Annotated in this window: 24 protein-coding genes; 6 read left to right on the plus strand and 18 right to left on the minus strand. The window is 63.2% G+C overall.

The annotated features are described in order from the left end of the window. Window positions 1–41: 41 nt before the first annotated feature. A complete protein-coding gene (locus AAG821_RS09790; protein WP_341915395.1) occupies window positions 42–380 on the plus strand; it encodes a tRNA-binding protein in 339 nt (112 codons plus the stop codon). Next, window positions 361–870, plus strand: a complete 510-nt coding sequence (locus AAG821_RS09795) for a DUF2914 domain-containing protein (RefSeq protein ID WP_341915394.1) — start codon at window positions 361–363, stop codon at window positions 868–870. The genes AAG821_RS09790 and AAG821_RS09795 overlap by 20 nt, the downstream gene beginning before the upstream one ends. Before the next feature lie 3 nt (window positions 871–873). Here the strand turns inward: AAG821_RS09795 and AAG821_RS09800 are convergent, their stop codons facing one another. From AAG821_RS09800 to AAG821_RS09810, 3 genes are read right to left on the minus strand one after another with little or no spacing between them, the layout of a single operon-like run. Next, window positions 874–2214 (minus strand): ATP-binding protein, encoded by a 1341-nt coding sequence (locus AAG821_RS09800; protein ID WP_341915392.1) that lies wholly within the window; start codon window positions 2212–2214, stop codon window positions 874–876. Beyond that, on the minus strand, window positions 2211–2900 hold the full coding sequence (locus AAG821_RS09805) for a response regulator (protein ID WP_341915391.1): 690 nt from the start codon (window positions 2898–2900) through the stop codon (window positions 2211–2213). The genes AAG821_RS09800 and AAG821_RS09805 overlap by 4 nt, the downstream gene beginning before the upstream one ends. Window positions 2901–2911: 11 nt before the next feature. Further along, window positions 2912–3406 carry a MarR family transcriptional regulator gene (locus AAG821_RS09810; protein WP_341894185.1) on the minus strand — a complete coding sequence of 165 codons (495 nt, stop codon included), beginning with the start codon at window positions 3404–3406 and terminating at the stop codon, window positions 2912–2914. A gap of 180 nt (window positions 3407–3586) precedes the next feature. Here AAG821_RS09810 and AAG821_RS09815 point away from each other — a divergent pair, with 180 nt between their 5' ends. After that, window positions 3587–4471, plus strand: coding sequence for a branched-chain amino acid aminotransferase (locus tag AAG821_RS09815; RefSeq protein ID WP_341915389.1), 885 nt, complete (start codon window positions 3587–3589; stop codon window positions 4469–4471). A 37-nt stretch (window positions 4472–4508) separates the two neighbouring features. Here the strand turns inward: AAG821_RS09815 and AAG821_RS09820 are convergent, their stop codons facing one another. The 8 genes from AAG821_RS09820 to uvrB form a co-directional block, all read right to left on the minus strand. After that, on the minus strand, window positions 4509–5054 hold the full coding sequence (locus tag AAG821_RS09820) for a PAS domain-containing protein (RefSeq protein ID WP_341915388.1): 546 nt from the start codon (window positions 5052–5054) through the stop codon (window positions 4509–4511). A 189-nt stretch (window positions 5055–5243) separates the two neighbouring features. Beyond that, complete coding sequence (locus tag AAG821_RS09825; RefSeq protein WP_341915386.1) at window positions 5244–5696, minus strand: molybdenum cofactor biosynthesis protein MoaE; 453 nt, start codon at window positions 5694–5696, stop codon at window positions 5244–5246. Window positions 5697–5711: 15 nt separating this feature from the next. Next, complete coding sequence (gene moaD, locus AAG821_RS09830; protein ID WP_341915385.1) at window positions 5712–5963, minus strand: molybdopterin converting factor subunit 1; 252 nt, start codon at window positions 5961–5963, stop codon at window positions 5712–5714. Continuing rightward, window positions 5963–6547, minus strand: a complete 585-nt coding sequence (pgsA, locus tag AAG821_RS09835) for a CDP-diacylglycerol--glycerol-3-phosphate 3-phosphatidyltransferase (protein WP_341915383.1) — start codon at window positions 6545–6547, stop codon at window positions 5963–5965. Before pgsA ends, moaD begins: the two co-directional genes overlap by 1 nt. 53 nt (window positions 6548–6600) lie before the next feature. Further along, window positions 6601–8496 carry an excinuclease ABC subunit UvrC gene (gene uvrC / locus AAG821_RS09840; protein WP_341915382.1) on the minus strand — a complete coding sequence of 632 codons (1896 nt, stop codon included), beginning with the start codon at window positions 8494–8496 and terminating at the stop codon, window positions 6601–6603. 336 nt (window positions 8497–8832) lie between these two features. Further along, entirely contained in the window at window positions 8833–9261 is a 429-nt protein-coding gene (gene folB, locus AAG821_RS09845) for a dihydroneopterin aldolase (protein ID WP_341894178.1), read from the minus strand. Between the two features lies 1 nt (window position 9262). Beyond that, window positions 9263–10051: an SDR family oxidoreductase gene (locus tag AAG821_RS09850; protein WP_341915380.1), complete on the minus strand. Its 789-nt coding sequence runs from the start codon at window positions 10049–10051 to the stop codon at window positions 9263–9265. Continuing rightward, window positions 10051–12282: an excinuclease ABC subunit UvrB gene (gene uvrB / locus AAG821_RS09855; protein ID WP_341915379.1), complete on the minus strand. Its 2232-nt coding sequence runs from the start codon at window positions 12280–12282 to the stop codon at window positions 10051–10053. The genes AAG821_RS09850 and uvrB overlap by 1 nt, the downstream gene beginning before the upstream one ends. A 155-nt stretch (window positions 12283–12437) precedes the next feature. Between uvrB and rfbB the strand changes: the two genes are divergently transcribed. Beyond that, window positions 12438–13496, plus strand: coding sequence for a dTDP-glucose 4,6-dehydratase (gene rfbB / locus AAG821_RS09860; protein ID WP_341915377.1), 1059 nt, complete (start codon window positions 12438–12440; stop codon window positions 13494–13496). A 71-nt stretch (window positions 13497–13567) separates the two neighbouring features. Here rfbB and AAG821_RS09865 read toward each other — a convergent pair whose 3' ends face one another. The 6 genes from AAG821_RS09865 to AAG821_RS09890 all read right to left on the minus strand — a co-directional run bounded on the left by AAG821_RS09865 (window position 13568) and on the right by AAG821_RS09890 (window position 19331). Beyond that, complete coding sequence (locus AAG821_RS09865) at window positions 13568–14548, minus strand: branched-chain amino acid ABC transporter permease (protein WP_341915376.1); 981 nt, start codon at window positions 14546–14548, stop codon at window positions 13568–13570. 10 nt (window positions 14549–14558) lie between these two features. Further along, window positions 14559–15440, minus strand: coding sequence for a branched-chain amino acid ABC transporter permease (locus tag AAG821_RS09870; protein WP_341915375.1), 882 nt, complete (start codon window positions 15438–15440; stop codon window positions 14559–14561). A 149-nt stretch (window positions 15441–15589) separates the two neighbouring features. Then, window positions 15590–16804 carry an ABC transporter substrate-binding protein gene (locus tag AAG821_RS09875; RefSeq protein WP_341915373.1) on the minus strand — a complete coding sequence of 405 codons (1215 nt, stop codon included), beginning with the start codon at window positions 16802–16804 and terminating at the stop codon, window positions 15590–15592. A 27-nt stretch (window positions 16805–16831) separates the two neighbouring features. Further along, on the minus strand, window positions 16832–17542 hold the full coding sequence (locus AAG821_RS09880; RefSeq protein ID WP_341915372.1) for an ABC transporter ATP-binding protein: 711 nt from the start codon (window positions 17540–17542) through the stop codon (window positions 16832–16834). Further along, the gene (locus AAG821_RS09885; protein ID WP_341915370.1) at window positions 17535–18290 is read right to left on the minus strand and encodes an ABC transporter ATP-binding protein; all 756 of its coding nucleotides are present in this window, start codon (window positions 18288–18290) and stop codon (window positions 17535–17537) included. The genes AAG821_RS09880 and AAG821_RS09885 overlap by 8 nt, the downstream gene beginning before the upstream one ends. Window positions 18291–18428: 138 nt before the next feature. Then, a complete protein-coding gene (locus tag AAG821_RS09890) occupies window positions 18429–19331 on the minus strand; it encodes a DMT family transporter (protein WP_341915369.1) in 903 nt (300 codons plus the stop codon). Window positions 19332–19468: 137 nt separating this feature from the next. On the opposite strand from AAG821_RS09890, the gene hrpB reads away from it, so the two are divergent. Both hrpB and AAG821_RS09900 read left to right on the plus strand, forming a co-directional pair. Beyond that, window positions 19469–21991, plus strand: coding sequence for an ATP-dependent helicase HrpB (hrpB, locus tag AAG821_RS09895; RefSeq protein WP_341916261.1), 2523 nt, complete (start codon window positions 19469–19471; stop codon window positions 21989–21991). Window positions 21992–22054: 63 nt separating this feature from the next. Next, a complete protein-coding gene (locus AAG821_RS09900) occupies window positions 22055–23047 on the plus strand; it encodes a response regulator (RefSeq protein WP_341913241.1) in 993 nt (330 codons plus the stop codon). Here the strand turns inward: AAG821_RS09900 and AAG821_RS09905 are convergent. Further along, window positions 23044–24588, minus strand: a complete 1545-nt coding sequence (locus tag AAG821_RS09905) for a fused MFS/spermidine synthase (RefSeq protein ID WP_341913240.1) — start codon at window positions 24586–24588, stop codon at window positions 23044–23046. The two genes, AAG821_RS09900 and AAG821_RS09905, sit on opposite strands and share 4 nt — an antisense overlap. Window positions 24589–24597: the final 9 nt, after the last annotated feature.

Here is a 24597-nt window from a genome sequence, read left to right on the forward strand (position 1 = left end):
ACAAAACCCCGCCCGTTTTGTTTTGATCGCCGGAGGCCGGGATGGCCGAAATTGCATTCGATGATTTTCACAAGGTCGATATTCGCGTCGGCACCGTGACTCGCGCCGAAGCCTTTCCGGAAGCGCGCAAGCCGGCGATTAAACTATGGGTCGATTTCGGCTCATCTCTCGGGGTCAAGAAATCCTCGGCGCAGATCACCCGGCACTATGTGCCGGAGCAGCTGATCGGCCGCCAGGTGATTGCCGTGGTGAATTTCCCGCCGCGCCAGATCGGCTCCTTCATGTCGGAGATTCTGGTACTCGGTCTGCCTGATTCGGATGGACAGGTTGTGCTGCTTGCACCTGACCTGCCAGTGCCGAATGGCGGACGTATGTATTGACCCGAGCCCGAGCCTCGGCCGACAATCCGGCCAACGGACCAGCCCAATGACAAAATATCAGCGTTTCGCAAAGACTGCCCTGCTGCTTCTGGCTTTCGCAGGTATTGCCGGTGCCGGCCCCGCCGCCGCACAGGATCATGATTGTGTGGTGCGTCAGTTCATTCTGACCAGCCAGGTCAGCAATCTTGAGCCGCAGGGGGTGATCGAGGCGAATTACCCCGTCGGCACCGAGCGCGCCTATGGTTTTGCCCGACTTGATTGCACGCAGGTGCGGGCGGGCGAGACCTTCTGGTTCTACTGGGTGCGCAACGATCAGGAAGTTGGCCGATCCAAAGCGCGCGTCGATGTCAGCCGCAACTGGCGGATCTGGTCACAGTCGCGGATTTTTCCCGGCGAGTGGAGCTTGCAGCTGAAGGATAGCGACGGTCGCTTGCAGGCCGAGCGCCGATTCACCGTTGCCGAACCGCCCAAACCGGCTGGCGAAAACTGATCGTCAGGTCGGTAATCTGATCGTTACCATCAGGCCGCCGAGGGGGGACTCACCCAGGGCGATTTCGCCGCCATGGGCCAGCACGGCATCGCGGGCAATCGTCAGGCCGAGGCCAACATTGCCGCTGCCATGCCGGGCCTGGTCGAGGCGATAGAACGGCCGGAAAACCTTGTGGCGTTCTTTCTCGGGCAGCCCCGGGCCGTCATCCTCGATGCGGATTTCCACACGGTTGGCCTGCCGGATCACACTCAGGCGAACTTTACGGCCAAACCGCAAGGCATTTTCGATCAGATTTGCCAAGGCGCGTTTGAAGCTTAGTCGGCGCAGCGGCAAGGTGAGGCTTTGCTCCATATCGATCTGCAACTCGCGGCCGCGCCGGCGCACGTCATCGGCCAGTTCACTCAGCAGATTGCTTAGATCAGTCGGCTCTGCCGGCTGTTCGCTCTGGCCGCGTGCAAAGGCGAGATAGGCGCCGACCATCTTCTCCATCTCGTCGATGTCGCGCTTCAGTTCGTCCAGTTCTGCATCCTGCGGCATCAGCGATAACTGCAGTTTCATCCGGGTCAGCGGTGTGCGCAGGTCATGGCTCACACCTGCCAGCATGTCGGTGCGTTCGCGGATATGGCGCCGGATGCGGTCGCGCATGGCGAGGAAGGCGCGCGCGGCAGCGCGCACTTCTTCGGCGCCGGTGGGGCGGAAATCGGCAATCTCGCGGCCCTTGCCGAAGGCATCCGCAGCCTCGGCCAGCCGGCGGATCGGTTTGATCTGATTGCGCAGGAACAGCACGGCGATACCCATCAGTACGATGGTGGCTGCACCCATCCAGGCCATGAAGGCATAGGTGCTGGTCGAGAACACACGGTTTTCCGGTGCAACCACGGTCATCAATGCATCGGGCAGCTTTACATAGACGATCACCGTGCGGTCGTTGCGCTGGGTGTCGATCATGTAGGGCTGGTTTATGCGCTCACCCAGAGCCTGGATCAGCATGCGATCCAGGATCGAATAACGGCGCGGCAATGGAATATTGCTCGGAAAATCGGCCCCCTGTCTGAAACTGATGTCGATTTCCAGCGCCAAGCCCATGCGATGTATCAGTTCGCCCAGCACGATGGGGTCGGGGTTGCTTTCGCGCGTCGAGATCACGACAGCGATTTCTCCGGCGAGGCCGAGGCCAAGCCGGCGTGTCACCGCATCCCAATGACGCTCGTAGAAAACATATGTCAGCAGCACCTGCAGCAGTACTACCGGACCGACCAGCATCAACAGCCAGCGGCCGAACAGACTGCGCGGCAACAAGCGCTTGAGGGCCATCATGATGCTGGCATCGTCATGGGCGGTCATTCGGTCCAGAGGACATAACCTTCGCCCCACACCGTTTGCAGGAAGCGTGGATTGCGCGGATCGGTCTCAATCTTGCGGCGCAGGCGGGTAATCTGCACATCGACGGCACGGCTTTCGCCGGCGCTGGCCGGATCGGCCAGTGCGGCGCGTGGCACGGTCTGGCCCGGGCTGCGCGCGAGAATGCGCAGCAGTTGCGCTTCGCCGGTGGTCAGCGGGACCATCTCTTCGCCGCGTTTCAATTCGCCGCGTACGGCATCGAAACTGAAGTCGCCGAAGCGGGTGGTGACGGTTGGTGCCACCGGGGCAGGCCGGGCGGCGCGCTTGAGGATGGCATTGATGCGCAGCGTCAGTTCGCGCGGCTCGAAGGGCTTCGGCAGATAGTCATCGGCGCCGGTTTCCAGCCCCTCGATACGGTCTTCGGCTTCACCCCGCGCAGTCAGCAGGATCACCGGCACGGCATTGCCACGCTTGCGCAGGTCGCGAACAAATTCAAAGCCGTTCTGCCCCGGCATCATGACATCGACGATCAGCAGATCAAAGCTGACGGAGGTGAGTTTGGCGCCGGCATCGGCGGCATCTTCTGCACTGGTGACGCGAAAGCCCTGGCCCGCCAGATAGCGCGACAGCAGGGTGCGGATGCGCTCGTCGTCATCGACGACCAGGATGTGAACCTCAGCGAGATCCATGCGGCAGTTCCTCAGCGCCGCTGGATGGCGCGCAGGATGGCCGGCCGTTCCTGTTCGTCGATCAGGCCGGCCAGAACCTTGCGATACCCGGCAACGGCTTCCGCGCCGGCCTCGCGATAGGCCTCGGCCACCTTGGCCTGCTGCACGGTGCTGATCTGGCGCTCCAGATGCTTGCCCTGGTCGGTCAGGAACAGCTGACGCTGACGCCGGTCCCGCGTGCCCTGCTGCTGGCGCACGAAACCACCCTCGATCAGTGCCGAGAGGACACGCGACAGGCTCTGCTTGGTGATGCGCAGGATGGCGAGCAGCTCGGCCACCGTGATGCCCGGATTGCCACCGATAAAATGCAGGGCCCGGTGATGGGCGCGACCGAAGCCGTAGCGCTCCAGAATCTCGTCCGGCCCGCGAGTGAAATCGCGATAGGCGTAAAACAGCAGCTCAATGGCCTGGCGAAGCTCGTCTTCGCGAAGGAACAATGGGTTGGCCAGCGATTTCAGGTCGGTCATGATCTTCTATATGGCCCAAAGGGATAGACGGCATCAAGGCAGCCGGCAGTATAACCCGGGAAAGCAGTGCACGAAAAATATGGCAGTAGTGTTGACATATTTTGCTTAGATTGTTACCTATACAGCCGTCCGCAGGTAATAATAATACCTAACGCCCGTTTCGCCAAAGGAGGAACCTCCATGTCCTTGATCCCGTATGACGACCGTGATGGCCAGATCTGGCTCGACGGCAAGCTGATTCCCTTCCGCGATGCCAAGCTGCATGTGCTGAGCCACGGTCTGCATTACGCCTCCTGCGTTTTTGAGGGCGAGCGCGCCTATGGGGGCGAGGTGTTCCACCTGACCGAACACAGCCAGCGCCTGATCGACTCGGCCAAGCTGATGGATTTCACGCTGCCCTATTCGGTCGAGGAAATCGATCGCGCCACCCGCGAGACCATTGCCGCCAACAAGATGCCGGACTGCTATGTGCGCCCGGTCGCCTGGCGCGGGTCGGAGATGATGGGTGTCGCCGCCCAGCAGAACAAGATTCACGTCGCCATCGCGGTGTGGGAATGGCCGAGCTATTTCTCGCCGGAAGCCAAGATGAAGGGCCTGCGGCTGCAGATCAGCGACTGGCGTCGCCCGGCACCGAACATGGCGCCGACCAAGGCAAAGGCGGCCGGCCTGTACATGATCTGCACGCTGTCCAAGCACAAGGCCGAGCGCGACGGTTACCAGGATGCGCTGATGCTCGACTGGCGCGGCCTGGTTGCCGAGGCCACTGGTGCCAACATCTTCTTTGCCAAGGATGGCAAGCTGCATACGCCGACGCCGGACTGCTTCCTGGATGGCATCACCCGTCGCGCCGTGATTGCGATGGCCAAGGGCCGCGGCATCGAGGTGATCGAGCGCGCGATCCAGCCCGAGGAAATGGCCAGCTTCGATGAATGCTTCCTGACCGGCACGGCCGCAGAAGTGACGCCGGTTTCCGAGATCGGTCCCTACAAGTTCACGCCGGGCAAGATCTGCCAGACACTGCTGGGCGAATTCGACATCGCCACGCGGGCCAGGAAAGCGGCCTGAGTCGCTTCAGTTTTCAGGCTTTGTAGGCGGCCACGCGTTATCGCGTGGCCGTTTGCATGACCGGACAGTAGTAATCGTATTGGAAGCCGCAGATCTGCTCATCCCGCTGGATCCGTTCGCCGACGAGGCCCCCTAACAGCATGTCGATCGCCGTACCATCACTGGACAGCGGCAACAGCAGGGTCTCAAAGGCCAGCATACGGCCGCTGGGTGCCACCGTGTATTGACCGGCCGCATAGGCAGGGCCGCGGGTATCAAGCGGAATGCTGAAAAAGCTTTCCACCACCACGGCATTGGCCCCGAACAGGTTCTCGTCGACCGGTCGGTTGGTGGTTTCGCGGCCCATCGAGCCGACGATGCCGGTGCCGACCAGGCGGAACTGGAACCGCGGCGCACCGGCCTGCACGTTGATCAGTGCGACGAAGGGCAGGAATGGCACCATCTCGTCGGGCTGCAGGTCGGCGCGCGCCGGCAGGCGGCCGAGATAGCTTTCTTTAGCTTCCCAATAGCCCAACAGGTTACGCAGCGATTTGCTGCGAATCCGATCCGGCGTTACCGAAGAGATCACCTCGGTCTGGGGCACATTCGGATCTGACGACGACATGTTGGGACGGTGAACTCGCAAGCAGTGAAAATGGCAACGGTTGCTGTGACTATACGCCCAGGCCACCATTCCGCGAGGCGTTTCCGGCAGCCTGTCACTAGGACATGCCACACGCGCCAGCCTCAGTAAACCGCTAAGTAAATGATGCCTAGGTAGTACGACTGTATGTCAGCGGCGCCAGCGGGCGGCAGCCTCGTCATCGCTGGCCTTGGCCTCGACCCAGCGCCGGTCTGCACCATTCTCTTCCAGTTTCCAGAACGGCGCCTTGGTTTTCAGCCAATCGACCAGGAAGGCACTGGCATCATAGGCGGCCTGACGGTGCGCAGAGGTTGTGATGACCAGGACTATCCGATCCCCCGGCGCGAGTTCACCGAACCGATGGATCACCAGGCAGCCATCCAGCGACCAGCGCTGCTGCGCCTCGGCCACCAGCGCCTCGAGTTGCCGTTGCGTCATGCCCGGATAGTGCTCCAGGGTCATGCGCTGCACGCCCGCGGCATCGGCGAAGTCACGCACCAGGCCGGTAAAGGTGACGACAGCACCGATCCGGGTATTGCCGGCGGTCAGCCGTTCCAGTTCGGCGGCTGTGTCGAAATCCTCGCGCTGTACGCGCACGGTCATGGCTCGATCCCCTGTTCAGCCGCCGGTGACTGGCGGGAAGAAGGCGATTTCATCGTCGGCGGCCACAGCCTGATCGGGCTGGGCATAATCCTGGTTCACTGCGACCCGCACCAGGGCCGGGTTGGCAAGGGCAGCATCATGCTGGGCGCTGCGGCCGCGCAACCAGGTCACCAGCTCGGCGACGGTGCGCACCTCGGCCGGCGGGGTGACGGTTTCCTCGGGAACGCCGACGCGCTCACGCAGCAGGGCGAAATACAGCACCCGCATCAGTCAGCCCCTTTGGCTGGCGCACGATCATCGGCCGCCATATGGCGCAGGCCGGTCTGCAGATAGTCCCAGCCGGTATAGAGGGTCAGCACGGCCGCGATCCACAGACCGATCTCACCCAGCAGGCGGATCGGCAGCATCGACGGGCCATAGTCGCCAACAATGAGAATGCCCAGTGCGATCAGCTGAACCGTGGTTTTCCATTTCGCCAGCCGCGATACCGGCACCTTCACGCGCAGTTCGGCGAGGAATTCGCGCAGGCCGGTGACAGTGATCTCACGGCACATGATGACCACGGCGGCGACGCAGGTGATCCGGTCAATGCGATCGAAGGCGATCAGCATCATGATGACGGCGGCGACCAGCAGTTTATCAGCGACCGGATCGAGGAAGCGGCCAAGGTCGGACATCTGGCCCAGCTTGCGCGCCAGGTAGCCATCGAACCAGTCGGTGATTCCGGCGGCGACGAACAGGCCCAGCGGCACCCAGGCACTCCAGGCGCCGGGCAGGAAAAAGGCGGCGCAAATGGCCGGAATCGCCAGGATGCGCGAAACGGTCAGGATATTGGGCAGGCTGTTCCACATGACGGATGAATTATCGCATGGGGGGCAGAACAGGGCCAGAGCCGGACCTGTATTCAGCCGCCATGAAAGTGATCGTAGACTCGTTTGGCAACAGTTTTGCTGACGCCGGGCACCGCCTCAAGGTCGCTCAGGCCGGCACGCGAAACCGCCTTGGCCGAGCCGAAATGCAGCAGCAGGGCTTTCTTGCGGGCCGCGCCGATGCCACTGATTTCGTCCAGCGGCGAGCGAATCTGGTCCTTGGCCCGCTTGGTGCGGTGCGTGCCGATGGCGAAACGGTGCGCTTCGTCGCGCAGCCGCTGCAGGAAAAACAGCACCGGATGGCGCGGCTCCAGCATGAAGGGCTCGCGCCCGGGCAGGAAAAACTGCTCGCGGCCGGCATTGCGGTCCGGTCCCTTGGCGATGCCGACCACCGGCACATCCTCGACGCCGAGTTCCTGCATCACCTGCATCACGGCACTGAGCTGGCCCTTGCCACCATCGATCAGCAGCAGGTCCGGCCAGTCGGCCGCATTCTCGTCCTCGGCATCCTCTTTCAGCAGGCGCTGGAAGCGGCGGGTCAGGACCTCGCGCATCATCCCGTAATCGTCGCCCGGCTCGATCGTCACGTCCTTGATATTGAACTTGCGATAGGCGTTCTTGCGCAGGCCTTCCGGGCCGGCCACGATCATGCCGCCAACCGCATGGCGGCCCATGATATGGCTGTTGTCATAGACCTCGATACGCTGTGGCGGGGCGTCGAGGCCGAACAGTTCGGCGACACCCTGCAACAGCTGATGTTGCGAGGCGGCCTCGGCCAGTCGGCGGCGCAGGGCATCGCGGGCATTGTTGGCGGCATACTCGACCAGGTCGCGCTTGGTGCCGCGCTGCGGCACATGCAGTTCCACCTTGTGGCCGCTGTGGTTGCCGAGCGCTTCCTCGATCAGGCCGGCATTCTCCACCGGATCACTCAGCAGGATCAGGCGCGGTGCCTCGCGCTGGGCGTAGAACTGGCCGATGAAGGCGTCCAGCACCTCGCTGATCTCGACATCGCGGGTATGGGCCGGGAAGTAGGAGCGGTTACCGAAATTCTGTCCGGCCCGGAAGAAGAAAATCTGCACGCAGACCAGTCCGCCCTCGGCATGCACCGCAATCACATCGGCATTCTCGATGTCGCTGAGATTGATATCCTGCTTCTGGGTGATATGCGCCAGGGCGCGGATGCGGTCGCGCAGTTCGGCGGCTGTTTCATACTCCCGCTGTTCGGCAGCCTGCTGCATGCGGCCCTGCCAGATATCCAGCACCTGACGGTTGCGGCCCGACAGGAAGTCGCAGGCCTCGTCCACCACCTTGAGGTAATCTTCATGCTTGATGCGATCGACGCAGGGCGCTGTACAGCGCTTGATCTGATACTGCAGGCAGGGGCGGGTGCGGGCGGCGAATTCACTGTCGCTGCAGCTGCGCAGCGGGAAGGCCCGTGACATCGCATTCAGCGTGACATGCACCGATCCGGTCGAGGCAAACGGCCCGAAATAGTCGCCAGGGATGTCACGGGCGCCACGGTGCTTGGTAATGGCCGGGTAGGGGTGGTCGCGCGCCACCAGGATGTAGGGGAAGGATTTGTCATCCTTCAGCAGCACGTTGAAGGGGGGCTGAACCTGCTTGACCAGGTTGGCTTCCAGCAGCAGCGCCTCGGCTTCGGTATGGGTGGTGGTGACCTCAACCGCCGCTACCTGGCGTACCATGCGCTGGATGCGGATCGAGAGGAGCTGAAATTTGGTGTAGGAGGTGACGCGCTTGCGCAGAGAGCGCGCCTTGCCGATGTAGAGCACATCACCTTTGGCATCCATCATACGATAGACGCCCGGCCCAAGCGGCAAGGTCGGCAGGTGACGCTGAATCACTGCAGCCCCGATCTCCCCGGGCTGGGGCGGAGCCTCAAGCAGCGGTTCACCGGCAGGATCGTCACTCATACGCAGCACCATACCGATAAAAACCTAATGATTACACGGCGTTGACAAAAGCGTCCCAAGGCTGTGGATAACTGTGTGGGGAAACAATGGTGCGCATGCAGTGTTGTGTCGCCTCGAAAACCAATACCCGCACACGTAGTGCGAGGCTTAAGATTTAAACTATTGTAACTAAATGGGAAATTGGCCTTATCCACAGCATATAGGCATTGAATCGGCAATTTTTCTAGCACTACGACTCGGGAGCCCGGCCTGTGCACAACCTTGGCGGCAACAGGAAACGTCTCGCAGAGTCAAGGTCTAATCACCGGACGGTAACGAAGAGCGGTTTCCAGCTGATTAGCTGCGCTGGCGCTCGATCTCGACGCCGACTCCGGCCGCCTCGGCGATCGCCTCAGGCTTTTCCACCCGTACCCGTGCCCGCAATACCCGCGGATCGGCCAGGCAGAGGCGGGCCAGCCGTTCGGCCAGGGTCTCGACGAGGTCGACATGGCCCTCGGCCAGCAGGGCCTTGGACCGGTTCACCAGATTCTCGTAGCACACCACTTCGGCATAGCTGCGCGGCGGCTCGCCAGGGGTCTCGGCCACCCAGAGGTCGAGATTGATCAGGATTTTCTGCGGTTTGACCCGTTCCTCCGGGTAGATGCCGATCAGGGCATCCAGCAGCAGGTCGCGCACGAAGACGCGGCGGACCGGCTGGGTCGCCTCGGCGATCACCGGGACCGGGATTTCAGCCCAGGCGGCGCGGGCACGATCATGGATCGTCATGTCAGTCCTCCAGCGCGATCTGGGCCGCGGTGAGGGGGCCGCCGCCCTGCTGCCAGGGCAGATGCTGGCCGCCATCCAGGGCGATCATCTGGCCCGTCACGGCCGGGGCGTCAAGCAGGAATCCGATGGCTGCGGCAATCTCGCCCGGCTCGGCGCCGCGCCTGAGCGGTGTGCTTTCCCATTGCTTGCGGAACTGTGCTTCCGTCTGGTGCGGGCTGGGCAGGACCGGGCCGGGACCGATGGCATTGACCCGGATGCGGGGCGCCAGGGCCATGGCAAGCGTCTGGGTCAGGGTCCACAGACCGGCCTTGGACACCGTGTAGGAGGCGAAATGCGGTGTCAGGCGCCAGACCCGCATGTCGACCAGGTTGACGATGTTGCCCGCCACCCCATCCGGCAACTGGGCGGCAAAGGCCTGCGACAGGAAGAATGGCGCCTTCAGGTTGGCATCCAGATGCCGGTCCCAGCTTTGCTCGGTGGCGGTTTCGACATGGTCATAGTCGAACAGCGAAGCGTTGTTGACCAGCAGCGACAGCGGACCGAGCGCGGCGCTGGCCTGCCCGATCAGGCGACTGACAGCAGCATGGTCGGAAAGATCGGCCTGCAGGACGGCGGCGCGATGGCCACCCTGGCCGATCTCGCGCACGACGGCATCGGCTTCATCGCGCGAGCGGTTGCAATGAACGGCGACATGATAACCGCGGCCGGCCAGATGCAGGGCAATGGCGCGGCCGATGCGGCGGCCGGCACCGGTGACCAGGGCGGTGGGAGCGTTTGCTGAGACCGTCATCAGCGCTTACTTCCGCGATAGGCGCGGCGCGAGCCAGCGCGACCGCCGGTGGAGCGGCCAGATGGACGTGGCGCGCCGGCAGCCGCTTCGGAAAAGCCGGCCGGCTTGCGGTTCTGGATGCCGATTTCCAGCTCGTTCATTTCCAGTCGTTTGATTTCGTCGCGCAGGCGGGCGGCTTCCTCGAATTCGAGATTGCCGGCGGCATCGTGCATGCGCTTTTCCAGGTCGGCCAGATGGGCCTTCAGGTTGTTGCCGACCAGGTGGCCGCCGGCGGCGTCGCCGGCATCGACGGTGAAATGATCCTGTTCATAAACCGACTGCAGGATGTCGCCGATCTGCTTGCGCACGCTTTCCGGCGTGATGCCATGCTCTTCGTTATAGGCCTGCTGCTTGCTGCGGCGGCGCTCGGTCTCGGCCAGTGCACGCTGCATGCTGTTGGTCATCTTGTCGGCATAGAGGATGGCGCGACCTTCGACATTGCGCGCGGCGCGGCCGATGGTCTGGATCAACGAGGTTTCCGAGCGCAGGAAGCCTTCCTTGTCGGCATCCAGGATGGCGACCAGCGCGCATTCCGGGATATCGAGGCCCTCGCGCAGCAGATTGATGCCGATCAGGATGTCGAACACGCCAAGCCGCAGATCGCGCAGGATTTCGATGCGTTCCAGGGTTTCGATGTCGGAATGCAGGTAACGCACCTTCAGGCCAACTTCGGTCATGTATTCGGTCAGGTCTTCCGCCATGCGCTTGGTCAGCGTGGTGACCAGCACGCGATGGCCTTTCTTGACCACTTCCTTGCACTCCGCCAGCAGGTCATCGACCTGATGCTCGACCGGGCGGATCTCGGTGATCGGGTCGATCAGGCCGGTGGGGCGGATCACCTGTTCGGAAAAGACGCCGCCGGTGCGTTCCATTTCCCATTTGCCCGGCGTGGCCGAGACGAAGACGCTCTGGGGGCGCAGGCGGTCCCACTCGCGGAAGCGCAGCGGCCGGTTGTCGATGCAGGACGGCAGGCGGAAGCCGTATTCCGCCAGAGTGGCCTTGCGCCGGAAGTCGCCGCGGAACATGCCGCCGATCTGCGGCACGGTGACATGGCTTTCATCGACGAACAGCAGTGCGTTGTCGGGCAGGTATTCAAACAGCGTCGGCGGCGGCGCGCCGGGGCCGCGGCCGGTGAGGTAGCGCGAGTAGTTTTCGATGCCGGCGCAGGCGCCGGTTGCCACCATCATCTCCAGATCGAAGGTGGTGCGCTGTTCCAGCCGCTGGGCCTCCAACAGGCGGCCCATTTTATAAAGCTGATCGAGCCGCAGCCGCAGGTCCACCTTGATCTGCTCGATGGCCTGGTTCAGCGTCGGCTTCGGCGTCACATAGTGGCTGTTGGCGTAAAGCTTCACCGCTTCCATGCTGCCGGTCTTGTGGCCGGTCAGCGGATCGAATTCGACGATGCTTTCCAGCTCGTCACCGAACAGCGACAGGCGCCAGGCGCGATCTTCCATATGGGAGGGGAAGATTTCCACGCCATCGCCGCGCACCCGGAAGGCGCCGCGGGCAAAAGCTGCATCATTGCGGCGGTATTGCAGGTCGACCAGCCGGCGCAACAGCGTATCGCGGTCGAGGCGGTCGCCGGCCTTCAGGTTGAGCGTCATTTCCGAATAGGTCTCGACCGACCCGATACCGTAGATGCAGGACACCGAGGCGACGATCACCACGTCGTCGCGCTCCAGCAGTGCGCGCGTGGCGGAATGGCGCATGCGATCGATCTGTTCGTTGACCGAGGAGTCCTTCTCGATATAGGTGTCGCTGCGCGCGACATAGGCTTCGGGCTGGTAATAGTCGTAATACGAGACGAAGTATTCCACCGCGTTGTTGGGGAAGAAGGACTTCATCTCGCCATAGAGCTGGGCGGCGAGGGTCTTGTTCGGCGCCAGGATCAGGGCGGGCCGGCCGCTGCGTGCGATGATCTGCGCCATGGTGAAGGTCTTGCCCGAGCCGGTGACGCCCAGCAGCACCTGGTCGCGCTCCTGGTTCAGCACGCCTTCGGTCAGTTCGGCAATCGCGGTCGGCTGGTCGCCTTTGGGCTCGTAGGGCGCCTGCAGGTCGAAGGCGATGCCGCCCTCGCTCTTGTCCGGCCGCGGCGGACGATGCGGCACGAAATCCGGGAAATTGGCATCGGCGAAACGGTCGGGATCCTCGATCTCGCGTTCCATGCTCTGGATGACGGGGGGCTGGCTCATGGCTGCCAATATGGGGCGGGACGGGGCCGGCGCCAAGACGCTGGTAGGGAGCAGAATCGGCCGGGAATCGGGTCTGAGCCCCATTGCTGCCATAGTTTGGCAAGACCTTCCGGCCCGTTTCGCCCTCCGGTATACAGGGGGCAGGGAGATCATCCATGACCGTTATCGTCACCGGCGGCGCCGGCTTCATCGGCTCCGCCCTGGTTCGCCGGCTCAATGCCCAGAAGCGTCGCGTCGTCACCATCGACAAGCTGACCTATGCCGGTAATCCGGACAATATTGCCGCCCTGCCGCATCCCGAGCTGCACAGCTTCGAGCAGGTCGATATCTGCGACCGCGCGGCGATCAAGCGCATCTATGCTGCAGTGAAACCGCAGGCGGTTTACCATCTGGCCGCCGAGAGCCATGTCGACCGCTCGATCGACAGCCCGGCGCCGTTCATCGAAACCAATGTGAATGGCAGCATGGTGCTGCTGGAGGCGGCGCTGGACCACTGGCGTGGCCTCGATGCCACCGCCAAGACCCAGTTCCGCCATCTGCAGGTCTCAACCGACGAGGTCTATGGCGAGCTGGGCGAAACCGGCCTGTTCGATGAACACAGCCCCTACAAGCCGAATTCGCCTTATGCCGCCAGCAAGGCCTCGTCAGATCATCTGGCACGGGCCTTCGGCCGCACCTACGGCCTGCCGATCCTGGTCACCAACTGCGGTAACAATTACGGCCCCTACCAGTTCCCGGAGAAGCTGATCCCGCTCACCGTGCTCAACGCCCTGGAAGGCAAGCCGCTGCCGATCTATGGCAAGGGCCTGCAGGTGCGTGACTGGATCCATGTCGAGGATCATGCCGCGGCCCTGCAGCTGGCGGTCGAGAAGGGCATTCCGGGCGAGACCTATCTGGTCGGTTCGCGCAGCGAGCAGCGCAATATCGATCTGGTCAACCGGCTCTGCGCCGTGCTCGACGGCCTGGTGCCGCGCCAGGATGGCAAGGGCTATGCCGCGCAGATCACCTATGTCACTGACCGGCCGGGCCATGATGCGCGCTATGCCATCGATCCATCCAAAGCCGAGCGCGAGCTGGGCTGGCGGCCGTCTTATGCGCTCGATGCCGGGCTCAAGGCCACGGTGCAGTGGTATCTCGACAATTCGTCCTGGTGCCGGCGTGCCAGCCAGGCCTATGACCGCGGCCGTATCGGCCTAGGTGCCGAGAAAAGCTGATCGGACGGGAAGCCTGAAAATGAAACGGCCCGCCAAAGAGCGGGCCGTTGTCGTTTGGATGGGCGAGTGCGTCAGGCCTTGTTGGCCCGGCGCGCCCACCAGTCCTGAATTTCGCCGACGATACCCTTGCGGAAGGCGAGCACGACGATGACGAAGATGAAGCCCTGGATCACCAGCACCCATTCGCCGAAGCCGGCGAGATAGTTCTGCATGGTGATGATGATGGCGGCACCGACGATCGGCCCGAAGACGGTGCCCATGCCGCCAACCAGGGTCATCAGCACAACCTCGCCCGACATCTGCCAGGTCACGTCGGTCAGCGAGGCCAGCTGGAAGACCAGCGCCTTGGTGGCGCCAGCCAGACCGGCCAGCGTGGCCGAGAGCACGAAGGCGAGCAGCTTGTACTGGTCGACCCGATAGCCCAGCGAGATGGCGCGCGGCTCGTTCTCGCGGATTGCTTTCAGCACCTGGCCGAACGGCGAGTGGATGGTGCGCCAGATCACCAGGAAGCCGAAGCAGAAGATCGCCAGCACCAGGTAATAGAAGGCAATGTCGCTCTTGACGTCGATCAGCCCGAACAAGGCGCGACGCGGGATTGCCTGGATGCCGTCTTCGCCGCCGGTGAAGTTGGCCTGCACGCAGTAGAAGAATACCATCTGCGACAGCGCCAGCGTCACCATGGCGAAATAGATGCCCTGGCGGCGGATCGCCAGCAGTCCGGTGACCAGGCCGAGCACAGCGGCGCAGGCGGTGCCGGCCAGGATGCCGAGTTCCGGCGAGAAGCCCCAGGCCTTGACGGAATAGCCGCTGACATAGGCGGCGAAGCCGAAGAACATGGCATGGCCGAACGACAACAGGCCGACATAGCCGATCAGCAGGTTGAAGGCGCAGGCAAACAGCGCGAAGCACAGCACCTTCATCAGGAAGACCGGGTAGATCAGTGCCGGTGCCACCAGGCCGATGGCCAGCAAGATGGCGAAGATGATGAGGTCGCGGTTGCGGGTGCCGGGTTTGGCGGTGGCTGCGGCGGCGGTGATGGCGGCATTGCTCATATGGAAATCCTCACTTCGGCGTGCCGAACAGGCCAGCGGGCTTCACCATCAGCACAATCGCCATGATGATGAAGATCACGGTGTTCGAGGCTTCCGGGTAGAACACCTTGGTCAGGCCTTCGATGATGCCGAGCGCGAAGCCGGTGATGATGGCGCCCAGGATCGAGCCCATGCCACCGATGACGACCACGGCAAAGACGATGATGATCAGGTTGGAGCCCATCACCGGGTTGACGTTGTAGATCGGCGCAGCCAGCACGCCGGCAAGGGCTGCCAGGCCGACGCCGAAGCCGTAAGTCAGCGTGATCATGCGCGGCACGTTGATGCCAAAGGCCTGCACCAGGTCCGGCCGCTCGGTGGCGGCGCGGAGATAGGAGCCAAGCTTGGTGCGCTCGATCATGAACCAGGTGCCGAAGCACAGCACCAGCGAGGCGACCACGACCCAGGCGCGGTAGTTGGGCAGGAACATGAAGTCGAGCCGGGTGCCGCCGGGCAGCGGGTTGGGATAGGGCAGGCCGGACGAGCCGAACTGCTTGCGGAAGAAGCCTTCGATGATCAGGGCGAGGCCGAAGGTGAGCAGCAGGCCATAGAGGTGATCGAGGTGGTACAGCCGTTTCAGGAACAGCTTCTCCATCACCACGCCGGTGGCACCGATGATCACCGGTACCAGGATCAGCGAGCCCCAGTACGGTACGCCGCCCCACTCCAGCAGCATCCAGGCGGCAAAGGCGCCCATCATATACTGCGCGCCATGGGTGAAATTGATGACGTTGAGCAGGCCGAAGATCACAGCCAGGCCCAGGCTGAGCATGGCGTAGAAAGCCCCATTGATCAGACCAAGCAGCAGCTGGCCGAACAATGCCTGCGGCGGTATGCCGAGCAGTTCGAACATCGCTTAAACGTCCCCTCTTTAACCCTGTCGTTTCATCATCTGCCGTTGGGCAGTCTTTGAGCCTGGGGCCGCCGGAAGTCAGGCCGCAGGCTGAAAGACTGGCCGGAGCCGCCGGGCATAGGCCCGACGGCTCCGGTTGCAGCTTGTGCTTAGCTCTTCTTCACCAGCGGGCAGTTGCCTTCGTTCAGAGGACGGAAGGCCTGCGCGGCCGGGATGGTCTTCTTCACGGTGAGGTAATCCCACGGCTTCTTCGACTCAGCCGGCTTCTTCACCTCGACGAGATACATGTCATGCATGTGGCGGCCGTCCTCGCGAACGGTACCCTTGCCGAACAGCTTATCATCGCTCGGCATTTCCTTCATCTTGGCTACGACCTTGGCGCCATCGGCGTCGCTCTTCAGCGCTTCGACAGCCTTCAGGTAGTGGATGACCGACGAGTAAATGCCGGCATGCACCATGGTCGGATACTTGCCGCCGTTGGCCGCCGAGAAATCCTTGGCGAAAGCGCGGTTGTTGTCGTTGGCATCCCAGTACCAGGCCGTGGTGAAGTTCAGGCCCTGGGCCGTCTTCAGGCCCAGCGCATGGATATCGGTGTCGAACATCAGCATGCCGGCAAGCTTCTGGCCGCCTTCGACGATGCCGAATTCGGCGGCCTGCTTGATCGAGTTGATGGTGTCGCCACCGGCATTGGCCAGACCGATGATCTGTGCCTTCGAGGCCTGCGCCTGCAGCAGGAAGGACGAGAAGTCGGTGCCGGGGAAGGGCGTGCGAACGGCGCCGAGAACCTTGCCGCCATTGGCCTCGACCACCGCCTTGGTGTCACGCTCCAGCGCATGGCCGAAAGCGTAATCGGCGGTCAGGAAGAACCAGCTCTTGCCACCGGTTTCCACGATCGCCTTGCCGGTGCCGTTGGCCAGCGCCCAGGTATCGTAGGTCCAGTGCACGGTGTTGGGCGTGCAGGCCGGGCCGGTCAGATCGGCAGTTGCCGGGCCGGAACCGAGGAAGACCTTGTTCTTTTCCTTGGTGATCTGGTTGATCGCGAGTGCGACCGACGAAGTCGGCACGTCGACAATCACGTCGACCTTGTCGACGTCATACCACTGGCGGGCGACGTTGGAACCGACGTCGGGCTTGTTCTGGTGATCAGCAAAGACCACCTCAACCTTCAGGCCCTTGGCCGCGGCACCGTAATCCTCGACGGCCTTCTTGGCAGCCCAGGTTCCACCCGGACCGGACACATCGGCATAGAGACCCGACTGGTCATTCATCACGCCGATCTTGATCACGCCATCGGTCATCTGGGCATTGGCTGCGCCAGCAGCCAGCACGGCGGCCGTCGTAACGAGCACATTCTTGAAACGCATGGTCACTTCCTCCTGGTTGGATTTATTTTATACGCCGAGATAAGACTCGAGTTTTTTTGTGTTTTGACTGATTTGGTCGTTCGGAATCATGTCGATCACCTTGCCGTGCTCGACCACGTAATGGCGGTCGGCAACGGTGCTGGCGAAGCGGAAATTCTGCTCCACCAGCAAAATCGTGAAGCCCTTTTCTTTCAGCAGGCGGATCATCGCGCCGATCTGCTGCACGATCACCGGCGCCAGGCCCTCGGTCGGCTCGTCCAGCAGCAACAGCGTTGCGCCGGTGCGCAGGATACGGCCGATCGCCAGCATCTGCTGCTCGCCGCCAGAGAGCTTGGTGCCCTGGCTTTTCAGGCGTTCCTTCAGGTTTGGGAAGATCTGGTAGATATCCTCCAGGCTCATGCCGCCACCCTTCACCACCGGCGGCAGCGTCAGGTTCTCGTAGACATTCAGGCTGGAGAAAATGCCGCGCTCTTCCGGGCAAAACGCCAGTCCCAGCTTGGCGATCCGGTTCGAGGGCAACTGGATCAGCTCCTGGCCCTCAAACTGCACCGAGCCCTTGCGGCTCGGGATCATGCCCATCACCGCCTTCATCGTCGTGGTCTTGCCGGCGCCATTACGGCCAAGCAGGGTGACCACTTCGCCTTTCTTCACCTCGAACTGCATGCCATGCAGGATATGGCTCTCGCCATACCAGGCGTTCAGATCGGCAACCGCCAGCTCGGTTGATCCGTTATGCATGGCCGGTCCCCATATACGCCTCGATCACTTCCGGGTTCTTCGACACCGTTTCGTAGTTGCCTTCGGCCAGGATCTCGCCCCGCCGCAGCACCGTGATGGTGTCCGACAGCTTGGCCACCACGCTCAGGTTATGCTCCACCATCAGCACCGTGCGGTTCTGCGCCACGGTTTTGATCAGGGCGGAAATCTTGTCGATATCCTCATGGCCCATGCCCGCCATCGGCTCGTCCAGCAGCATCATTTCGGGCTCAAGCGCCAGCGTGGTGGCGATTTCCAGGGCGCGTTTGCGCCCATAGGGAAGCTCCACGGCCGTATTTTTGCGGTATTCGATCAGGCCGACCGCCTGCAGAAGCTCTTCCGCCCGGTCGTTCATCACGTTCAGGCTGTTCTCGGATCGCCAGAAGTGGAAGCTGGTTCCCAGCGGTCGCTGCAGCGCAACGCGCACATTCTCCAGCAGGCTCAAATGCGGAAACACCGCCGAGATCTGGAAGCTGCGCACCATGCCCGAGCGGGCAATATCCGCCGGCTTCTGGCTGGTGATGTCCCGCCCGTTGTAGGTGATCCGCCCCCGGCTCGGGATCAGGAACTTGGTCAGCAGATTGAAACACGTCGTCTTCCCGGCGCCGTTGGGGCCGATCAGAGCGTGAATGGTGTGGCGGCGGACCTGGAGGTTGACGTCTTTCACCGCAATAAAGCCGGCGAACTCCTTGGTCAGACTCTCGGTCGTAAGAATATAGTCGTCGGCCATTATCCCGAACGCTCGTTGTTTTTTGCTCCCTGACGCCCGGTATTCCGAACGCGGTGCAAATCAAACGGGATTCAGCCGAACTTGTAAATAGCCCTAGGCCTACAATATGTTGCGACGCGAAATAAGGGCATCTTATGCCTAACTTCGGGGCAGATCGGCCGCCGGAACGGTGGCTGCCTCGGGATTGACCGCCAGTTTGGCATCGGCTTTCGCACGCCGGGCCAGCTGATGCTCGCGATAGGATAGGTAGGTGGCGCTGGCGAAGATCACCGTACCGCCAATCCAGGTCCACATATCGGGCATCTGACCAAAAAACAGGAAGCCGATGATCGAGGCCCAGATCAGCTTGGTAAAGTCGAGTGGCATCAGGGCCGTGGTGTCGCCATGGCGGAAGGCTTCGGTGAACAGCATATGGCCGGCCGATCCGCAGGCGCCGAGCAGGAACATGATGCCCAGCTGCTCCCAGGTCGGCCATTGCCAGACGAACAGTGCGGCCACCAGCGTGATCGGCATCAGGAACACCACCATGTAGGTGGCAATGGTGAGGCTGGAATCGGTGCGGGCCAGGATCTTGATGTCGAGCATCGAGCCGGCCCACAGCACGGTCGAACCAATCACCAGCATGGGCCCCAGCCCGATCGGCACCATGCCGGGGCGGAGCACCACCAGAGCGCCAAGGAACCCGATCAGCAGTGCGATCATGCGGCGGGCATGAATCTTCTCATGCAGCACCAGCACCGCGCCGATGGTCATGAATAGCGGTGCGGTGTAGGACAGGGCGGTCGCTTCGGCCAGCGGCGTAATCGCCAGCGCGGTGAAGAACATCATCATCGAAACGCTGTTCAGCCCGCCACGAATGGCGTGAAGGTGCAGCTTGGTGGTGCGAAACGCGGTGAAGCGGCTGCGCATGATGGCCGGCAGCAGCACCACGAAGCCGAACAGGTTCCGGAAAAACGCCACTTCGATCGGGGGCACCTCTTGCGATGCCTTGGCGACCAAGGCATGCATGACGCAGAAACACAGTGCCGACCCGACCATCATGGCCATCGCCTTGAGCGGAGGGGCTGAGACAGGCGCCGGCGAGGAAGGGGCGGCGGCGATAGGGAGCTCGGACATCTGACCGTGTTTCGCTAAAATCGTACCATTTCAGGTTGTCGGGCGCGCGAACATTGCAAAATTTGCAACTCTCTCATGCACTGCCGATTCAGGCGATCCTGCCCGAGGTCTGTGCGAGTCTGTCCCAGGCCAGCAATCTGGTTGTTCAGGCGCCGCCCGGCTCGGGCAAGACCACCGTGCTGCCGCTGGCGCTGCTGGATGAGAGCTGGTCGCAGCAGGGCCGCATCATCGTGCTCGAGCCGCGCCGGCTGGCGGCACGCATGGCCGCCAAGCGCATGGCCGACCTGCTGGGCGAGGCCGTCGGCGAGACGGTCGGTTATCGCGTCCGGCTCGACAGCAAGGTGGGACCGAAGACGCGTATCGAGCTGAACACCGATGGCGTGTTCCTGCGACGGCTGCAGCGTGACCCGGAGTTGAAGGGCGTGGCGGCCGTGCTGTTCGACGAATGCCACGAACGCGGCCTCGATTCCGATGCCAGCCTGGCACTCTGCCTGGAAGCGCAGGCCGCACTGCGGCCCGACCTGCGGCTGGTGGCGATGTCGGCCACGTTGGATGCGGCCCCATTTGCGAAGCTCATGGGTGATTGCGCCGTGGTCACCGGTGCCGGCCAGAGCTATCCGGTCGAAACCCGCTGGCGTGCGATATCGCCGCAGATACGTCTTGATGCCGCCGTTGCGGGCGTGGTGCAGGACGCGCTGCTGGAAACCGAGGGCGACCTGCTGGTTTTCCTGCCTGGCGTGGCCGAGATCCGTCGGGTCGAGACCCTGCTGGCCGAGGCGCGCCTGCCGGCCAGCATCAGCGTGCAACCGCTCTATGGCGATTTGCCGGGGGCTCAGCAGGACGAAGCCCTGCGACCCAGTCCGGCCGGTCGACGCAAAGTGGTGCTGTCGACCTCGATTGCGGAAAGCTCGCTCACCATCGAAGGTGTGCGCGTGGTGGTCGACAGCGGTTATATGCGCCAGCCGCGCTTCTCGCCTAGCACCGGCATGGCCAAGCTGGAAACCGTGCGGGTCAGCCAGGCCTCGGCCGACCAGCGCCGTGGCCGTGCCGGCCGCTTGGGGCCGGGCATCTGCTACCGTCTCTGGGCCGAGGCCGCCCATGGCGGCCTGCCGAAATTCACCGCGCCCGAAATCGCCGTCACCGACCTGACGCCGCTGGCCCTCGATCTGGCCGTCTGGGGCGTGCGGGATGCCAAGGCGCTGCCCTGGCTCGATCCGCCGCCGGATGCGGCGATGGGCTATGCCCAGGAGCTGTTGCGGGAACTGGAGGCCATCAATGCTGCCGGTGCGGTGACGGCGCATGGCAAGGCGATGGCAGAACTGCCGCTGCATCCGCGGCTGGCGCATATGGTGATCCGCGGCCATGCGCAGGGGCTGGGCGGCCTGTCCTGTGCGCTGGCTGCCTTGCTGGGAGAACGCGACATTGCCCGTGTGCCGCGTGGCGCTGCACGGGATGCGGATCTGCGCTGGCGACTGGAAATCGTCGCGGGTGAAAGCGAGCGGCATTCGGCTCCGCATGGCCTGCATGTCGATATGAATGCCGTGAAGCAGATCCGCAAACTGGCTTCTGACTGGCGGCGCCAGATCAAGGCATCACCGCATCAGGGGCCGGTCGATGATGCGGGCCTGCTGGTGGCGCTCGCCTATCCTGACCGCGTGGCAAAAAAGCGCGGCGGCGGCAGCTTCCTGCTCAGCAATGGACGCGGGGCCAGGCTTGATCCGCTGGATGCCCTGAGCCGCGAGGACTATCTCGCAATTGCCGAGGTCGATGGTGCCCAGGCGGATGCGCGGGTGTTTCTGGCCGCGCCGATCGATGAGGCCGGTATCGAGGCGCAGTTTGCCCCCCTGATCGAGATGCGCGATGCGGTGGAATGGGATGAGCGCAGCAACGCCGTGCTGGCGCGCCGGCAGCGCCGTTTCGCTGCCCTGGTACTGCGGGAAAAGCCACTGCCTGATCCGCCGGCAGAGGCTATCCGCGGCGCCCTGCTGGAGGCCATCGCCAAACGCGGGCTCGATGTGCTGCCCTGGTCGGCGGGCCTGCGGCAGTGGCAGGCGCGGGTCGCATTGCTGCGCCTGCATCTGCCGACGGCGGCCGGGTGGCCCGATATGAGCGATGCCGCCCTGACCGCGCGATTGTCCGAATGGCTCGGACCATATCTGGACGGTATCGCCAAACTGTCGCAATTGGCGGGTATCGATCTGCATGCGGCGCTGACTCATCAACTCGATTATGCCCAACAGAAAGTGTTGGACGCCGAGGCGCCGACACATTGGCGCGTGCCATCCGGCTCAACCATTCCACTCGATTATACCCAGGGCGATGTACCAGTTCTGGCCGTGCGGCTGCAGGAGATGTTCGGCTATGCCGATACGCCCACTATTGCCGGCGGTCGCGTGAAGCTGGTGCTGCATCTGCTCTCACCGGCGCGCCGACCCTTGCAGGTCACCAGCGATCTGGCCGGGTTTTGGCAGTCCAGCTATCGCGCTGTGCGGGCAGAGATGCGCGGCCAATACCCCAAACACGACTGGCCAGAGGATCCTCTGGCGGCGACGCCGACTGCACGCGCCAAGCCGCGCGTGCGCTGATACATCAATTGATCACTGAACTGGTGCTTGATTGTCGATGGCTGCGGTCCGTAGGATCACTGCATGCAGACCGGTCATCGTCACGAGGTGCGTATCCTGTACGGAGACCCGGCGCAGGGGTCGCGTGCGCTGTATCGTCAGGCGATGATCGGGGCGGGTTACACGAACCTGCGCGAGTTTGACACGCTGGACGGCTTCATCGATCTGGTTGCCGTGGCACAGCCCGATCTGATCCTGATGGACATCAGCCTGCCGGGCGGCAATGTCGCCCAGCTGGTATCCGACCTGCGCCATGGCCGGCTTGGCATCAACCCCTATCTGCCGGTGATCCTGACCACCTGGGAAGCCGAGCAGACCGTGGTGCGCAAGCTGATGGATGCCGGTGCCGATGATCTGCTGATCAAGCCGCTGTCGACCAAGGGATTGCTGGATCGTATTGAGGCGGTGGGCATGAACCGCAAGCCTTTCGTCGTCACCTCAGACTATATCGGCCCCGACCGCCGACGGGCGGAGGCCCGGCGCGAAAGCAATGTGCCGTTGTTCGAGGTGCCCAATCCGATGCGCGCCAAGCTGACCGGCGAGGCCTTCGATGCCCGCATGCTGCAGCAGGCGATCATGATGATGAACGAGCAGATTAACCAGCAGCGCCTGCGCGCCTCCGCGTTCCGCATCGCCTTCGTCGCCGCCCAGGTCGTGCCACTCTACAAGGCACAGACCATGCCGGATGCCAATACACTGGCGATGCTGCGCGACATGATTGCCTCGGCCGAAGATATCAAGCGCCGCGTTGCCGATACCGAGCAGGTGCATGTCGGCCAGATCTGTGATCGCCTGCTGCTGCCGGCCAGGCAGATGTATGAGCGCGGTGAGGATTTCGTCTTCAGCTTCGACTGGCAGAAGTCATTCGACCTGCTGAAGTCGCTGGCCGATGCCGTTCTGGCCCTCTTCCATCCTGATCGCGATTCGTCGGCCCTGGCTGGCGAGGTGGCGGTGGCGATTGACCGTTTCCGTGCCCGCAAGGCGGCCCAGGAGGTGGGGCAGGTTCCTGCCAGCTAGCGCTGGCGCAGCATCTCGTCGGGCCGGAAGACGAAGCCGGCCATCAGCCGGTCGACCGGCGCGAAATCATCCGTCAGTACCGGCACATCGGCGGCATCGATGCGTGCATCGAGATCGTCCTGCGGCCAGCGCAGCCAGGTGCGGCGGAACGGCTGTGTGACCCGCAGGCTCGGCGCCTCGCTCGGTTCCAGCAGGCCGAGCACGACAAAGGTGACCCGCCCGCCACGCCGGCGGCTCTCGTCATCAAGCCAGACTTCGACAGCAGGAAAATCGCGCTGCATTGTCTTGACCAGGCTGAAGGTGAAGCGTGGATTTTCGCTCTGGTCGATCACGTTGATCGCATAGGCACCTTTTGGTGCAAGGCGCTGGCGGATGATCTGGTGGAATTCACGCGTTACCAGATGGGCGGGGATGGCGTAGTCGTGGAAGGCATCGCCCAGCACCAGATCAAAGGTCGGCTGCGCCGGCAGGCTGGCGAGCAGACGGCGTGCATCGGTATGACGGATATGCAAAGCCGTCGCGGCAGGATCGAGCCACATGGCCTGCGCTGCCATCTGCGTCACGGCGGGGTCGATTTCTGCCACCGTCAGTTCGGCCTGGGGATACAGCGCGGCCCAGGCGCGCGGCAGGGTGAAGGCGCCGCCGCCGATGAAATAGGCCCGCGGCGCAGTGCGATGACCCAGCAGGCGTTCGCTGCGTTCGGCGATGAAATGCAGGTAGGGGCTGTAGAGCAGGGTTGGATCGTCACGGTCATTGATGCTGTGCGCCAGATGATCCAGCACCATGGCAGAGGATGGCCGGCCGCTCTGCGGCGCGAAATCAACAATCCGGATGCAGTAATAGTCGCTTTCGGTGGCGCAGGGCGCGGCGAAGGCAGGCAGGCGGCTCAGGCCGAGGCTGCCGGTGATCGCCACCGTGATAGCGGCCAGGGTGAGCAACCGGCTGCCCTGCCAGAACAGAGCCGCAAAAACCAGATACAGGGCGGCCACCGCCAGCATGGTGCCGCTTGAGCCAATCCAGGAGATGAACAGGTAGCCGGCGCTGAGCGTACCCAGGATGCTGCCGGCTGCGCCAAGCGCAAACATGCGGCCGATGATCGGGCCCTGTTGCGCGGGCGCGTCGTCGATCGCCAGCTTGGTCAGTACCGGTGAAACGATGCCGACGAACAGGCTGGGCAGCAGGAACACGCCAGCAGCCAGCAATACGATCAGCAGCAGTGGTGCGGTGTTTTCGCCCCCCAGCATGGCTGCAAGCCAAGTGAGCAGCGGTGCGGCGCCGGCCGCCGTCAGCCCGGCCAGCAGCAGCGCCAGGGCAATGCCGCGCAGGGCTCGCCTGTGGGTTACCTGCGGTGCCGCCAGCAGACCACCGATCCAGTGGCCAATGGATAAGCCGGCCAGCACCACGGCGATGATCGCGGTCCAGGTATAGAGTGACATGCCGACATGGGGCGCCAGCATGCGCCCGGCGACGATCTCGACGATCAGCGCGCCGGCCGAAGTGAGGAAGAGGGCAAGGCCGTAGCCGGCCTGTTTTGCGCGCACGCGGATGAC

The sequence above is a fragment of the Ferrovibrio terrae genome (genome assembly GCF_943372915.1).
GTDB classification, from domain to species: Bacteria; Pseudomonadota; Alphaproteobacteria; order Ferrovibrionales; family Ferrovibrionaceae; genus Ferrovibrio; species Ferrovibrio terrae_A.